At 70.8% G+C, this 14530-nt stretch carries 15 protein-coding genes; 10 read left to right on the top strand and 5 right to left on the bottom strand.

The window, feature by feature from the left end:
- Positions 1-176: 176 nt before the first annotated feature.
- The 6 genes from ACTMTI_RS09665 (at position 177) to ACTMTI_RS09640 (ending at position 7304) form a co-directional block, all read left to right on the top strand.
- Positions 177-1082 carry an NAD-dependent epimerase/dehydratase family protein gene (locus tag ACTMTI_RS09665; RefSeq protein WP_441119681.1) on the top strand — a complete coding sequence of 302 codons (906 nt, stop codon included), beginning with the start codon at positions 177-179 and terminating at the stop codon, positions 1080-1082.
- Positions 1079-1951, top strand: coding sequence for a 5-dehydro-4-deoxyglucarate dehydratase (locus tag ACTMTI_RS09660; RefSeq protein ID WP_441119679.1), 873 nt, complete (start codon positions 1079-1081; stop codon positions 1949-1951). The genes ACTMTI_RS09665 and ACTMTI_RS09660 overlap by 4 nt, the downstream gene beginning before the upstream one ends.
- On the top strand, positions 1948-3003 hold the full coding sequence (locus tag ACTMTI_RS09655; RefSeq protein WP_441119678.1) for a mandelate racemase/muconate lactonizing enzyme family protein: 1056 nt from the start codon (positions 1948-1950) through the stop codon (positions 3001-3003). The genes ACTMTI_RS09660 and ACTMTI_RS09655 overlap by 4 nt, the downstream gene beginning before the upstream one ends.
- Positions 3000-4919, top strand: coding sequence for a DUF6807 family protein (locus ACTMTI_RS09650; protein ID WP_441119677.1), 1920 nt, complete (start codon positions 3000-3002; stop codon positions 4917-4919). Before ACTMTI_RS09655 ends, ACTMTI_RS09650 begins: the two co-directional genes overlap by 4 nt.
- Before the next feature lie 90 nt (positions 4920-5009).
- Complete coding sequence (locus ACTMTI_RS09645; protein WP_441119676.1) at positions 5010-6227, top strand: acyl-CoA dehydrogenase family protein; 1218 nt, start codon at positions 5010-5012, stop codon at positions 6225-6227.
- A gap of 90 nt (positions 6228-6317) precedes the next feature.
- Positions 6318-7304 (top strand): NAD(P)-dependent alcohol dehydrogenase, encoded by a 987-nt coding sequence (locus ACTMTI_RS09640; protein ID WP_441119675.1) that lies wholly within the window; start codon positions 6318-6320, stop codon positions 7302-7304.
- Here the strand turns inward: ACTMTI_RS09640 and ACTMTI_RS09635 are convergent.
- The 5 genes from ACTMTI_RS09635 to ACTMTI_RS09615 form a co-directional block, all read right to left on the bottom strand.
- Positions 7256-8071 carry a polyphosphate polymerase domain-containing protein gene (locus ACTMTI_RS09635; protein WP_441119673.1) on the bottom strand — a complete coding sequence of 272 codons (816 nt, stop codon included), beginning with the start codon at positions 8069-8071 and terminating at the stop codon, positions 7256-7258. The genes ACTMTI_RS09640 and ACTMTI_RS09635 overlap by 49 nt on opposite strands.
- Complete coding sequence (locus ACTMTI_RS09630; RefSeq protein WP_441120278.1) at positions 8071-8613, bottom strand: DUF4956 domain-containing protein; 543 nt, start codon at positions 8611-8613, stop codon at positions 8071-8073. The genes ACTMTI_RS09635 and ACTMTI_RS09630 overlap by 1 nt, the downstream gene beginning before the upstream one ends.
- 90 nt (positions 8614-8703) lie before the next feature.
- Positions 8704-9366 carry a response regulator transcription factor gene (locus ACTMTI_RS09625; RefSeq protein ID WP_441119672.1) on the bottom strand — a complete coding sequence of 221 codons (663 nt, stop codon included), beginning with the start codon at positions 9364-9366 and terminating at the stop codon, positions 8704-8706.
- On the bottom strand, positions 9363-10772 hold the full coding sequence (locus ACTMTI_RS09620) for a sensor histidine kinase (protein ID WP_441119670.1): 1410 nt from the start codon (positions 10770-10772) through the stop codon (positions 9363-9365). Before ACTMTI_RS09620 ends, ACTMTI_RS09625 begins: the two co-directional genes overlap by 4 nt.
- Positions 10773-10784: 12 nt before the next feature.
- Positions 10785-11135: a hypothetical protein gene (locus ACTMTI_RS09615; protein ID WP_441119669.1), complete on the bottom strand. Its 351-nt coding sequence runs from the start codon at positions 11133-11135 to the stop codon at positions 10785-10787.
- Between the two features lie 128 nt (positions 11136-11263).
- Between ACTMTI_RS09615 and ACTMTI_RS09610 the strand changes: the two genes are divergently transcribed.
- From ACTMTI_RS09610 to ACTMTI_RS09595, 4 genes are all read left to right on the top strand, one after another.
- Positions 11264-12052 (top strand): SDR family oxidoreductase, encoded by a 789-nt coding sequence (locus tag ACTMTI_RS09610; protein WP_441119667.1) that lies wholly within the window; start codon positions 11264-11266, stop codon positions 12050-12052.
- Positions 12049-12888, top strand: a complete 840-nt coding sequence (locus tag ACTMTI_RS09605; RefSeq protein ID WP_441119665.1) for an SCO6745 family protein — start codon at positions 12049-12051, stop codon at positions 12886-12888. Before ACTMTI_RS09610 ends, ACTMTI_RS09605 begins: the two co-directional genes overlap by 4 nt.
- A gap of 139 nt (positions 12889-13027) precedes the next feature.
- Positions 13028-13891, top strand: coding sequence for an alpha/beta fold hydrolase (locus ACTMTI_RS09600; protein WP_441119663.1), 864 nt, complete (start codon positions 13028-13030; stop codon positions 13889-13891).
- 71 nt (positions 13892-13962) lie between these two features.
- Entirely contained in the window at positions 13963-14502 is a 540-nt protein-coding gene (locus tag ACTMTI_RS09595; RefSeq protein WP_441119661.1) for an HdeD family acid-resistance protein, read from the top strand.
- Positions 14503-14530: the final 28 nt, after the last annotated feature.

The raw sequence follows: 14530 nt of genomic DNA, 5'->3' as shown, positions 1-14530 counted from the left end.
GACACCCTGAAGTACCATGAAAGCGCTTGCCAGCCCACTTTCCGCACAACCCTGGCAGGAATCCCCAGCTCGAACGCAGGTACCGACAGGGTCAACGAAATCAGCTCTTGACGCCCTGCCCTCGGGGACACAAAGGTTTAGTGCAACTGTTTGCAGTCTTGAAGGAGCCCCTCACGGTGAGCAGAGTCCTCGTCACCGGAAGCGCAGGACGACTCGGCCGCAGCGTCGTAAGCACGCTCGCGGCGGCCGGGCACGAGGTCATCGGCGTCGACAGCGCCCCGGGCACGCCACCGGAGGCCGCCGCCGTCTTACCTGCCGACCTCACGGACACGGGTGAGGCGTTCGAGGTGATAGCCAGGTTCCGGCCCACGTCGGTGATCCACCTGGCCGCCATCGCCACGCCGTTCAGCCGGCCCGAATCGGTGATCTTCAAGGTCAACACGCAGCTGGCGTTCAACGTCTGCGAGGCGTCGGTTGCCCTGGGCGTGAAGGGTGTGGTGGTGGCCAGCAGCCCCACCGTGATCGGCTACGGCGCTCCAGGCGGCTGGGCGCCGTCGTACCTGCCGATCGACGAGGACCACCCGGTACGGCCGTGGAACGCCTACAACCTGTCCAAGGTGGCGGCCGAGCAGACCATGAAGGCATTCGCCGAGGCGGGGACGACCAAGCTGGCCGCGATCAGGCCGTGCTTCGTCATCCCGCCGGAGGAGTGGGCGGGCGCGCCCACGCAGTCCGGGCACACCGTCACCGAGCGGCTGGACAGGCCGGAGCTCGGCGGGGTGTCGCTGTTCAACTACATCGACGCCCGTGACGCTTCGGACCTGGTGGCGGTGCTCGTCGAGGCGCTGCCCGAGCTGCCGAACGGCGAGGTGTTCTTCGCCGGCGCCGCGGACGCGCTGGCCAGGAAGCCGCTCGCGGACCTGCTCCCCGAGATCGTGCCCGGCACCGAGCCGTTCGCGGCGGGGCTCACCGGCACCTCCCCCGCATTCTCGACCACCAAGGCAGAGCGCCTGCTCGGCTGGCAGGCCAAGCGGAGCTGGCGTACCGAACTCCAGGACCAAGAACTCAAGGACGGCGAATGAATCTCAGCGGTGTGCTGTTCTTCCCCGTGACCCCCTTCGACGCCGGCGGCACGCTCGACGAGCGGGCACTGGCCGAGCACATCGGGCACGGCATGGCGCACGGCCCCGGCGGTGTCTTCGTGGCCTGCGGCACCGGCGAGTTCTCCGCGCTGTCGGAGGCCGAGCACGAGCGTGCGGTGCGGGTGGCGGCCGAGGTCGTGGGCGGGCGGGTGCCGCTGTTCGCGGGTGCGGGCGGCCCGCTCGGCACCGCGCTCAACCAGGCACGGGCGGCCCGCGAGGCGGGCGCGGACGGTCTGCTTCTCATGCCGCCGTACCTGGCGCAGGGGCCGGGGCACGGCTTCAGGGCCTACGTGGAGGCGATCGCCGCGGAACTGCCGGTGATCATCTACCAGCGCGGATCGGTGGTGCTGGAGCCGGAGGCCGTGGTCGAGCTGGCCGCGATCCCCGGCGTGATCGGGCTCAAGGACGGCCTGGGCGACATCGACCGGATGCAGCGGATCGTGCTGGCGGTGCGGGAGGCGTACCCGGACTTCCTGTTCTTCAACGGGCTGCCGACGGCCGAGCTGACCATGCCCGCCTACCGGGGCATCGGCGTGGAGCTCTACTCCAGCGCGGTGTTCGCCTTCGCGCCGGAGATCGCGTTGGCCTACCTGCAGGGCGACGAGCGGCTGCTCACCGAGTTCTTCGCCCCGCTCGTACGCCTGCGCGGCAAGGTCCCCGGCTACCCGGTCTCCCTGGTCAAGGCCGGGGTACGGCTGCGCGGCCTGGACGTGGGCGCGGTCCGCCCGCCGCTGGTCGAGGTGACCGACGAGCATCTCGCGGAATTGGAGGCGCTGATCAAAACCGGGCTCGAGCTGGTGGCGCCGTGACGATCACGGACCTGCGCACCTCGCTGCGCACCGTCCCCTTGCCACGGCCCTGGGGCTCGGACGTGCCGGCCAACCACGTGATCGTGTGCGAGATCACGTTGAAGGACGGGCGCACCGGGACCGGGTTCTCGTGGACGCCGCAGATCGGCGCGCACGCCGTACAGGCCCTGCTGGACCACGATCTGCGGGAGGCGCTGATCGGGCTGCCCGCGCACCCCGAGGTGGTGTGGGACCGGCTGTGGCGGCACCTGCGCGAGGCCGGACCCGGCGGGATCACCACGATCGCGCTGGCCGGGATCGACCTGGCGCTGTGGGACCTGCGGTGCGGTGATCGCGGCCTGGTCGACGTGCTGGGGCGGCGGCGCGACGAGGTCCCGGTCTACGGCAGCGGCGTCAACCTGCACTACCCCCTGGAGGAGCTGGTCGAGCAGGCCAGGCGCTGGGTGGCGGCCGGGTACAAGGGTGTCAAGATCAAGGTCGGCCGGCCTGACCTGGCCGAGGACGTGGCCCGGGTGGCCGCGGTGCGCGAGGTCATCGGGCCCGACCGGCTGCTGATGATCGACGCCAACCAGCGCTGGGACCTGCACCGGGCCCGGCGGGCGATCGCCGCGCTGCGCGAGTTCGGCCTGCACTGGATCGAGGAGCCGCTGCCCGCCGACGACGTGGCCGCGCACGTGGAGCTGCGCCGCTCCATCGACGTGCCGGTCGCGGTGGGCGAGAACGTCTACACGACCTACGGCTTCCGCGACCTGCTGGCGGCGGGCGCGTGCGACGTCGTGCAGCCGAACGTGGTGCGGGTCGGCGGCATCACGCCGTTCCTGCGGATCGTGGAACTGGCCAGGACCTATGACGTGCCGGTGTACCCGCATCTGCTGAGCGAGATGTCCGGGCAGCTCGCGCTGACCCTACCGCTGCCCGTCATGGCGGAGGACGTGGAGGACGCCTCGTTCGCCGCGCTGGGACTGCTCGCGGAGCCGTACCCGGTGCTCGTGTCCGATGGCGTGCTGCGGGCCGGCGAGCACGCCGGACTGGGGCTGAGGTGGTCGCGATGACGACGAAGGTGATTCTGGCCGGGGCGCACGGGCACGGGCGCCACCATCTGGGCAACCTGCGCAGGCTCACCCATCAGGGCGTGGTCGAGCTGGCCGGCATCTGCGACGTGCGGCCGGTGGAGGTCGAGTTCGGCTCGCCGCTGCAGTCCGCCGACCTGCCCGCGCTGATCAAGAAGACCGGCGCGGAGATCACGGTCATCTGCACGCCGATCCACACGCACGCCGACCTCGCGGTGGCCGCCCTGCGCGCGGGCTCCCACGTGCTGCTGGAGAAGCCGCCGGCGGCCAGCCCGTCCGCGCACGACCGGATCGCCGCGGCGGTGGCCGAGACCGGGCTGGCCTGCCAGGTCGGCTTCCAGTCGCTCGGCTCGGCGGCGGTCCCCGCGCTACGCGAGCTGATCGCCGACGGCACCATCGGGCGGGTACGCGGCATCGGCGGCGCGGGCGCCTGGGAGCGGCCTTCGGCGTACTTCACCCGTTCCGCCTGGTCGGGCAAGCGCCGCCTGGACGGGGTCGACGTGGTGGACGGCGCGCTGACGAACCCGTTCGCGCACGCCGTGGCCACCGCCCTGGCGCTGGCCGACGGCCCGATCGCGGAGATCGGGACCGAGCTGTTCCACGCCTATCCGATCGAGTCGGACGACACGTCCTGCCTGCGGGTCCGGATGGCCGACGGCCTGGTCATCACGATCGCGGTGTCGTTGTGCGCGACGAAGCGGCACGAGCCGTACCTGGTCGTGCACGGCGACGCGGGCCGGGCCACCCTCTTCTACACACTGGACCAGGTCAAGGTCGAGCACGCGGACGGCTCGGTCACGACGACCGTGTACGAACGCACCGACCTGCTGGAGAACCTCGTCGACCACGTGCGCACGGGCGCCGGCCTGCTGGTGCCGCTCGCCGGCACCGAGGGGTTCACTCAGGTGCTGGACGCGGTGCGGCTGGCTCCCGAACCGCTGCCGATCCCCAAGCGGTACCAGACCGTCGTGCGCGACGAAGCGGGCGAGGTCACGCAGCGGTTCCTGCCGGGCATCGCCGACCTGACCGCCCGCAGCGCCGAGGAGCTGGCGCTCTACTCGGAGCTGGACGTCCCATGGACGCGGGTCGAGCTGCGGGTCGCGGACCAGGAGGTGGCGTCGTACGAGCGGCAGCCGGACCTGCCGGCGACCGACGCGCCGCGCCCGTACCTGCATTCCGTACGGACGCTCGGCGGCGTCGAGGTCACCCAGGTGCGCCCCGAGGACCACGTGCACCATCTCGGCGTCGGCGTGGCGATCGCGGACCTGGGCGGCGTGAACTTCTGGGGCGGCCGCACGTACGTCAAGGACCAGGGACCCACCTGGCTGGACGATCACGGCATGCAGCAGCACCGGGCGTTCACGCGGCTCGACGACGACGGCTTCGCCGAGCAACTGGAGTGGATCGGCCCCGACGGGCGGCTCATGGCGCGGGAGGAGCGGACGGTCACGGCGCGGCCGTTCGGTCCGGCGTGGGCGCTGGACTTCGCGTTCACGCTCACCAACCTCACCGGGGCGCCCGTGGAGATCAACAGCTCGGCCACCAAGGGCCGGGCCGGGGCCGGCTACGGCGGCTTCTTCTGGCGCGGGCCGGGAACCTCCACCGGCAGGACCACGCTCCCGGACGACGAGGAGCTCGTGCACGGCAGCCGGAACCGGTGGGTCGCCATGTCGGGCGCCGATCCTGACGGGCGGGACTGGACGCTGGTGTTCGTCCAGGAGGCCGACGACCCGTGGTTCGTACGGGTGGCGGACTATCCGGGCGTGGGGCAGGCGCTGGCGTGGGACCGGCCGCTGGTCGTCGAGGACACGCTGACCAGGCGGGTCGTCACGATCGTCGCGGACGGGCGGCTCGACCGCTCGGCGGCCGCCGAGCTGGCCGGCGAGGTGACGTTCTAAGCATCCGGGACGCGCTGGGCACGCCACCGGCGGCCCAGCGCACATCCTGGGCCTTCACCCCGCTCCGCGGGCCGTGACACGGTGTCACGTATGGCCATCGATTTCACGCTCGCTCCCGAGCACGAGGAGATCCGCAGGCGAGTCCGCGCCTTCATCCAGGGCGTCGTCGTCCCCGCCATGGAGGAGGAGAAGGAGCGCGACGACCACCTCCGTACGATCTTCCAGCTCCGCTCCCAGGCGAAGGCCGAGGGCCTGTGGCTGCCCCACATGCCGAAGGAGTGGGGCGGCATGGGGCTGGGCCACGTGGAGCTGGCCATGGTGCAGGCGGAGGCGGCCAAGACCCGCCTCGGCCCGTGGGTGCTCAACTGCATGGCCCCCGACGAGGGCAACATGCACACGCTCCTGCACTGGGGGACGGACGAGCAGAAGGAGAAATACCTCCGGCCCCTCCTGGACGGTCGCCAGATGTCCTGCTTCGCGATGACCGAGCCCGAAGTCGCCGGGTCGGACCCCACCCTGATCCGGACCACCGCCGTGCGCGACGGCGACGAGTGGCTGATCAACGGCCACAAATGGTTCATCTCCAATGCCCGCCGCGCCAACTTCGCCATCCTCATCGCCCGCACGGAGCCCGACGTTCCGGAGGGCTCGCGGGGCGCCACCACCGCCTTCCTCGTGGACCTGCCCAGCGCGGGCTGGAACGACGTACGCGAGATCGCGACGATGCACGGCTCGACCGGCCACAGCGAGATCCTCATCGAGGACCTGCGCGTGCCCGACGACCAGATCCTCGGCGGGCGGGGCAACGGCCACCGCCTGGGCCAGCACCGCCTCGGCCCGGCCCGGCTGGCCCACTGCATGCGATGGATCTCGCAGGCGGAGACGGCGCTGGACATGATGGTCGACCGCGCGCTCAACCGCTACAGCCACGGCTCGCTGCTGGCCGACAAGCAGGGGATCCAGTGGCTGATCGCCGACTCTGCCATGGAGCTCTACCAGTGCAAGCTGATGGTCCTGCACGCGGCCTCGAAGATCGACAAGGGTGAGGACTTCCGCACCGAGGTGTCGATGGCCAAGCACTTCGTGGCCGGCAGCCTGAACCGGATCGTGGACCGGGCGATCCAGGTGCACGGGGCCCTGGGCTATTCGACGGACACGCCGCTGGCGAGCATGTTCCAGCACGCCCGCTGGGCCCGCTTCGCGGACGGGGCCGACGAGATCCACCAGATGCGCATCGCCGAACGCACGATCGAGGCCTACCGCGCCACCGGCTCCACCAACGCCGCCACCGGCGGCCTGCCTCTGTGACCTGAGTTCCAGCCCATTGCCCACCCATTGGGTTAATGCTAGCGTGCCACGTGTAAGAAGATTCTTACGCATGGAAGGCATATCAACACCATGAAAGCCATTCGATACTCCTCCTACGGCTCGCCCGACGTGCTCGAAGTCCAGGACCTCGCCAGGCCGGCCATCGGCGATAACGACGTGCTGGTCCGCGTACGGGCGGTCTCCGTCAACCCGCTGGACTGGCACTACATACGTGGCATGCCGTACGCCATGCGCGCGGTGTCCGGGCTGTCCCGGCCCAAGGTCAACGGGCTGGGCACCGACCTGGCCGGACAGGTCGAGGCGGTGGGCGGGAACGTCACCGAGTTCGCGGCAGGGGACGAGGTGTTCGGGTACTACGGCCCGTTCGAGGGGGGCGAGGGGACGCTGGCCGAGTACGTCCGTGTCCCCCACGACGGGCCGATGCTGAGGAAACCGGACAACCTGACGTTCGAGGAGGCGGCCTCCGTACCGGTGGCGGGGATGACCGCCTTACAAGGGCTTCGTCGCGCGGGGCGGATCCGGCCCGGGCAGAAGGTTCTCATCAACGGCGCGGCCGGCGGCGTGGGGACGTTCGCGGTGCAGCTCGCCAAGGCGCTGGGCGCCGAGGTGACGGGCGTGTGCAGCACCGGGAACGTGGAGATGGTCCGCTCGATCGGCGCCGACCACGTCCTCGACTACACCAAGGAGGACTTCGCCCGCGAGGACCGCCGCTACGACCTCATCCTCGACAACGTGGGCAACCGTTCGCTGGCCGCCTGCAGGCGCGCCCTCACGCCCCGCGGGACTCTCGTCGAGAACTTCGGTTCGGGTGATCGCTGGGTCGGCCCCATGTGGCGGAACGCCGGGGCGCGGATGCTGTCCCTGTTCGTACGCCAGCGGCTGGTCAACTTCCTGGCGCGGGCGGACAGGGCCGACCTCGCCGTCCTGCGCGACCTCCTCCAGGAAGGCAAGATCAAACCTGTCATCGACCGCACGTACCGGTTGGAGGAGAGCCCCGAGGCGATCCGCTACCTCGAAGAGGGGCACGCCAGGGGCAAGGTCGTCGTCGCCGTGTGACCCCCGCCCCGGCGGAGATACCGCTGCAGCACCGGATGCCACCGGTTGGCCGGGCAGTCGCGGAGAGCGGCGACCGCTACGCAGTATTTGCTCACGGTCACCGGCCGCACCCCCATCCTCCGCAGCACCCGATCGACCACGGCCTTGCCCTCCGCCGACTTCGACTCCAGCAGGACCAGGTCCCGGCGAGCGGGCACCTCGCGCCGCCCGTCGCGGCAGATCAGCCCGGTGTCGCAGGTGAGCCGGGCCGCCCCCGTCCGGTCGACGAGCGTGACCCGCCGGTAGTCGGTGGACAGCACCGGCCCCAGCGGCTCCGGCACCGGCAATCGCAGCTCGCCGAGCAGCGTGTCGCTCACGAAGTCCATCGCCTCCCTGGTCAGCGCCTGCGCGGGCGCGTCGTCATACGGGATGCGATGCTTGTCCGTGCTCCCCCGCGCCCCGTTGAGCTTGAGCTCCAGCCACCGGCCGCCCCCATCCAGATAGGTACGGGTACGCAGCTTGAACCGGCGCCGCCGCTCCTGCCGGTGCTGCCGGAAGGTGAGCAGGTCAGGCGTGTCGAAGTACGTCGAGGTGTAGCGGAACTGGCTCCGCCCCCCGATCCGCAGCACGGCGAACCGGTCGCCCAGCTCGGCGGCGAGGCGGACCATGGTCGAGGCCGTCACGATGTACTTGGAGTCCATCCGGCTCATCAGCTCAGGAACATTCTCCAGCCCGATCGGCGGCATCCCCGCCGCGATCCCGGCGAGCACCACGTCGGCGTCCGTCATCACCGCACCCCCGTCCGGGCCGCGTTCGGGACGACGTACCGCACATCCACCACGGTCACGTCGCGCACGTAGTCGACCTGCGTGACCACGCACTGCAGCACCCGCGCCCGCAGCCGGCTCTCCAGATCGGCCCGCAGCAGGTCCTGGTCCGCGTACACGACGTCCAGCGTCACCACCTGATGCCGGGTGCGGCCGAGCAGCCCGGAATGGTCGGCGATGTACATCACCAGCAGCAACACCGCGTCGAGCGCGAACGCGGTCAGTGGCATGGCCCCCGCGAGCCCGTTGACCAGCCCGAGCGCGATCGCGACGAAGTAATAGGCGATCTCCTGCTGGGTGATCTCGCTGGACCGCAGCCGGATGATGGACAGCACCCCGAACAACCCGAATCCGACCGCGATGTCCACCCGCTGCACCAGCAGGAGCGACACCACGGCGAAGATCCCCACGTTCAGCGCGACGTAGGCGAACAGCAGGTCGCGCCGGTGGTGCCGCCGATAGTAGAGGCCATAGGCCAGCAGTACGATCGCCACAAGGTCCATCGCCAGTCCGGTGACCACGATCCACTCCCTTCAGTTGTCCTGTCGATGAACAGCCTGAAGGCGCGCGGTGAAGCACCCGTGAGGCGATGATTAGGCCGCTCTCATGCGGTATCCGGTCCCCCGGACCGTCTCGATCCGATCCGCGCCGATCTTGCGCCGCAGGTAGCGGACGTAGACGTCCACGACGTTCGATCCGGGGTCGAAGTCGAACCCCCACACGTGGCTGAGCAGCTGCTCACGGGTCAGCACCTGGTCGGGATGGCGGCAGAAGATCTCCGCCAGCGCGAACTCCCTGGTGGACAGGTCCACCGCCCGATCCCCCACATAAGCCCGCCTGGTACGCAGATCCAGCGACAGATCCAACACCCGCAGCACGGTCACCTCGGGCGTCCGGTCGGCCCGCAGCCGCAACCGGACCCGGGCCAGGAGCTCCTCGAACGCGAACGGCTTGGGGATGTAGTCGTCCGCCCCGCCCTCCAGCCCCGCCACGGTGTCGCTCACGCTGTCCCGCGCGGTCAGGATGATCACCGGCATGGTCACCTTGGACTCGCGCAGCCGCCGCAGCACCGTGAAGCCGTCGCTCAACGGCAGCCCGATGTCCAGGATGAGCAGGTCGAACCCGCCCGCGCAGGCGAGGTCGTGCGCCGCGACCCCATCGCTCACCACGGCGGTCACGAAGCCGTTGGCCCGCAGCCCTTTCTCCACGAAGGAGGCGATCCTGGCCTCGTCCTCAGCGATCAGAATGCGGTTCACAGAACCTCCATGATTCCCCGCACCGGAAGGGTCATGACGAAACAGGCCCCGCCACCCGGAGCCTCGGTCACCCACACCCGGCCTCCATGGGCCTCGGCGATGGATCTGACGATGGCCAGCCCCAGGCCGGCCCCGTCATGGGCGCCGGTACGGCCCGCGCCGCGCATGAAGCGCCCGAAGATCCGTTCGCGGTCGGCCGGCGCCACCCCGGGACCGCTGTCGCGTACCCACAGCTCGACGTGCCCGTCGCGGACCGCGGAGCCCACAGCGATCAGGTCGCCGTCCTTCGTGTGGCGTACGGCGTTGGCCACGAGCTGCATGAGCGCCTGCGTGAGCCGCTGCCGGTCGGCCGCCAGGCGGGCCTCGGCCACCTCGTCCACCCGCCAGCGTCGTTCGCCGAGGGCCCGGCTCTTGGCCACGACGCTGACCGTGAGATCGGCCAGCTCGACGTCGTCCAGCGCGAGGAACCCCGGCTGCTCGGCCTTGGCGAGGGTGAGCAGGTCGTCGACGATGCGGTTCATCCGGCCGAGCTCGTCGGTGACCAGGGCCAGTGTCTCGGCGCGGTCGGCCGGGTCGTCGCTCATGAGCTCCAGGTGGCCGCGGATCACGGTGATCGGCGTACGCAGTTCGTGCCCGGCGTCGTCCAGGAAGTTGCGCTGCGCGACGAAGGCCCGCTCCAGCCGGTCGAGCATGTGATTGAACGTCCCCGCGAGCGCGGCCACGTCGTCGTCGCCGGGCACGTCGAGCCTGCGGGTCAGGTCGGAGGAGTCGCTGATCTGCTCGGCGGTCCGGCTGACCAGCCGGACCGGCGCGAGCACCCGCCCGGCCACGAACCACCCGGCCGCCCCGGCCAGCGCCGTCGCCGCGAGCGCGGACAGCCCGAGCACCCGCACCGCGTCCACGATCTCGTCGCGGTGGAACTCGTAGAAGATCGCCACGACCAAGTGGCCCCGCCGCGGGTCCTGGTGCACCGTGACCGGGATGACCGCGTACTGGACGGTGCCCTTGCCGCTCTCGATCTCGCCGTTGTCCGGGCTGGTGGCTCTGGCCAGCCGCGCGACGAAGTCGTCGTCGGTGTCGAGGCGGACCGGCGGCTCGATCGCGGTTCTCTTGTGGGCCACGCCATCGACGATGGTGAAGAAGGTCTCCCATCGGTCGGGCGCGTTGATCTGCAGGTAGCCGGTGAGCAGCTCCTCGACGTCGGTGACCCGGCTTCTGGTCCGCGGATCGATCGCGGTGTCCGCGTACAGCCGCAGCTTCCTCGCCTCGTTGCTGAGCTCGAGATTCACCCGGTCGACGAGCCGGGTGTTCAGGCTGGTCCAGGTCACGAAGATCGAGACTGACAAGGCGAGGCCGACGACGGCGAGCATCCAGCCCACGATCCGGGCGCGGGCGCTCACCCGCATGCGGCATCCTGATCAGTCATCGTCGCCGTCCCCATCATCATCGTCGTCGTCATTTCCATCGCCCCCAGGCCGGGGGGATGGCGGCTTGACCGGCTCGGCCTTCGTCTTGCGCGGCGTGGGCCGGGCGGTGTTCTCGGGCGCGGGCTCTCCCGCGCTCTGCCCAACTTCGTCGTTCACCGACGGAGCCGGCTCCGGGGAGCCCTGCACAGGCGAGCCGGACTTCTCCTGGACGGGTGACGGCGAGACCACGACGGGCCCGCCCAGATCGGGCCCCCGATCGGCCGCCCGCACCAGCCCCATCGACATGACCCCGGCCGCCGCCACACCCACGACAAGCAGCACCACCATCACCCCACGCTTCATGCCCTTGACCCTGACGCCTTCCGAGGAGACCACGCTGAGGCCGAGATGAGAAATCTCTCATCTGCTCTGGTGGAGGCGCAGTAGAATCATGTTCTGATACCGGCCGGTCGGTTCAGGAGGAGTGTCATATGCGGGTACGGGACAAGGTCGTCGTCGTCACGGGCGCGGCCGGTGGAATCGGCAGGGCGATGGCGCTCAGGTTCGCCGCGGAGGGCGCGGCCGGGGTGGTCGTCGCCGACCTGGACGAGGCGGGGGCGGCCGCGGTGGCCAAGGAGATCGGCGACCGCGCCCGGGCGGTACGGGTGGACGTGACGTCGGAGCAGGACGTGGCCGCGCTCGTGGAGACGCCCTTCGGCCCGGTCGACCTGTTCTGCTCCAACGCCGGCATCATCACCGGCCACGGCCTCGACGCCACCGACCAGGAGTGGAGCAGCCTGTACGCGGTCAACGTCCTGGCCCACGTGTACGCCGCCCGCGCCGCCGTGCCGGCCATGATCGCCCGCGGCGGCGGCTACTTCCTGAACACCTGCTCGGCCGCCGGCCTGGTGAGCTGCCCCGGCGACGCGCCGTACGCGGTGACGAAGGCGGCGGCGATCGCGTTCGCCGAGTGGCTGGCCATCCACTACGCCTCGAAGGGGATCAAGGTCAGCGTGCTGTGCCCGCAGGGCGTGCGGACGGCGATGTTCGAGCGCGGTCTGGAACATGACCACCTGACCGCCCGCGCGGTGGGCGCCTCCGGCCCCGTCCTCGACCCCGCCGACGTGGCGGCCACGGTCGTCGAGGGCCTGGAAGCCGAGCGCTTCCACATCTTCCCGCACCCCGAGGTGGCGGAGTTCGTCCGCCGCAAGGCCGAGGAACCCGACCGATGGCTGGCCGGAATGTCGCGCTTCGTCGACTCCCTGACGGAGGGGCGATGAAGGCGGCATCGGCGGCGGCCCGCCGGGCCTGGCGCCGTCTGGAGCCGTTACACGGCATGATCTACTTCGTCCCCGAGGCCTCGAGACGCTACGCCGAGCTAGGACTTACCGGCATGTCCGGATATTTCACCTCGCGCAGCGCCGCCTTCGGCCGCGCCTCCGCCGACCTGGTCATTGCCACGTTCTACAACTTCTCCCCCGCTCTCGTACGCCAGTCCCTTCCCACCGCCTGGGACGTGGTCACCCCGGAGCAGATCCTGCAGGCCCGCCTGGAGGCCGTCACCGAAGCGCTGATCAGGGCGGGGATCCACGACCTCCCCCATTTCGACGAGACGCTGGCCCTGGCCCGCCGTGCCGCCGAGGCGGCCTGTGACCACCCCCAGGGCCGTCCCCTCTTCGCCGCCCACGCCGCACTCGCCTGGCCCGACGACCCGCTCCCGCGGCTGTGGCATGCTCAAACCCTGCTTCGCGAGTTCAGAGGCGACGGCCACGTGGCGACGCTGCTCGCGGAAGGCATCGGCGGCCTCGAGGCCCTGGTGCTGCACGCGGCCGGCGGCGAGGTCCCCACGGCCTTCCTCAAGATCAGCCGCGCCTGGCCCGAGGAGGAATGGGCCGCCGCGGAGGCCCGCCTCCGCGACCGCGGCCTCCTGCACGGCGACTCCCTCGCCCTTACGCCGGAGGGCACGGCACTGCGCCGGCACATCGAGGACCGCACGGACACCCTGGCCATGCCGGCGTACGGGGCGCTGGGCGAGGACGGGTGCGCCCGCCTGGCCGAACTGGCCCGCCCCTTCGGCCGCCGGGTCGTCGACGCCGGCCTCCTGAGCCTCGCCTGACTCGGCCGTCAGACGCGCGGACGGACTATGGGAAGGTCCGTGCGTGCTGTCGGCCGTCAGACGCGCGGACGGACGGTGAGAGGTCCGTGCGCGTTATTCCAGTTGTTCCGGCCGCGGCCCTGCTGACACGATCTCCAGCATGCCGACCTTCTCCGCGTATGACGGGACCGAGCTGGCCTACCACGAATTCGGCCGGGGAGAGCCGCTGATCTGCCTGCCGGGTGGGCCGATGCGCGCCTCCGCCTACCTCGGCGAGCTCGGCGGCCTGTCCGCGCACCGGCGGCTGATCATGCTGGACCTGCGCGGCACCGGCCAGTCGGCGATACCCGAGGATGCCGCCACCTACCGCTGCGACCGCCAGGTGGACGACGTCGAAGCCCTGCGCGTCCACCTGGGGCTCGACCGGATGGACGTGCTCTCGCACTCCGGCGGCACGAACCTCGCGGTGCTGTACGCGACCCGCTGCCCCGAACGCGTCAGCAAGCTCGTCCTGGTCGCTCCGAGCACCTATGCCGTCGGCATCCATGTCACCGGGGAAGCCCGGCTCGAGATCGCGCGCCTGCGTAGTGGCGAGCCGTGGTACCCGAAGGCGTCCGCGGCCCTCGACGCCATCGTGTCGGGCAAGGGCGCCGACCCGGAGGCCATCGCGCCGTTCTTCCACGGCCGATGGGACGCGGCGGCGCGGGCTTATGAGGCCGGCGATGGCCCGCAGAAGAACCGGGAAGCCGCGGCCGCGTACGCCGCCGACGGCGCCTTCGACCCCGATGCCACCCGTGCCGCGCTGGCGGCGTTCGAAGCGCCGGTGCTGGTCCTCGCCGGGGAGGTGGACCTGAACAGCGTTCCCAGTGCGGTGGCCGAGGTCGCCGGGCTCTTCCCGAACGCCGACCTCGTCGTTCAGCAGGGAGCGAGCCACAATCCATGGCTCGACGACGCCGACCGGTTCGTCACGACCATCGCCGCCTGGCTGGACGGGGTCTCCGCGGCGGGGCTCCCGGAGCGTTAGGCCGGCTCTATTACGGTAAGTAACCGATCGTGTCCGCCGCCGGCAGGCGGTGTCCCGGAAGGAGCACGATCGTGATCGATGACTACGTGGGCCACTGGTGGGTGCTCACGCTGCGTGGCGTGGCCGCCGTGATCTTCGGGATCATGGCCCTACTGTGGCCGGCCATCACGCTGCTGGTGCTGGCCATCGTGTTCGGCGCGTACGCGATCGTCGACGGCGCGCTCGCCGCCGTCGCCGCCACCCGCGCAGCCAAGGCGCAGCGGGCGCCGCTGATCCTGCTGGCGGTCGCCGGCCTGCTGTTCGGGATCATGGCCGTGGTCTGGCCCGGGCTGACGGTGTTGACGATCACGTTGCTGGTCGGGATCTGGGCGCTGGTGACCGGCGTCTCGGAGATCATCGCGGCGGTCAGGATGCGCAAGGAGATCCAGGGCGAGTGGCTGCACATCCTTTCGGGAGCGCTGTCGGTGCTGTTCGGCGTGCTCGTGCTGGTCTGGCCGGCGACCGGGGCGCTGACGGTCGCGCTGATCATCGGCATCTACGCCATCCTGGCCGGGATCACGCTGATCGCCCTCAGCCTGCGCGTGCGCCGGATGCGGGAGACCTCCCCCTGAACGGACCGACTGACGTTAGGCCTACGCC

Origin of the sequence: Nonomuraea sp. H19 (assembly GCF_052068215.1) — a bacterium.
Classification (GTDB): Bacteria; Actinomycetota; Actinomycetes; order Streptosporangiales; family Streptosporangiaceae; genus Nonomuraea.
Note: the sequence above shows the minus strand (reverse complement) of the source record. Positions and strands in the feature narration are given on the sequence as shown.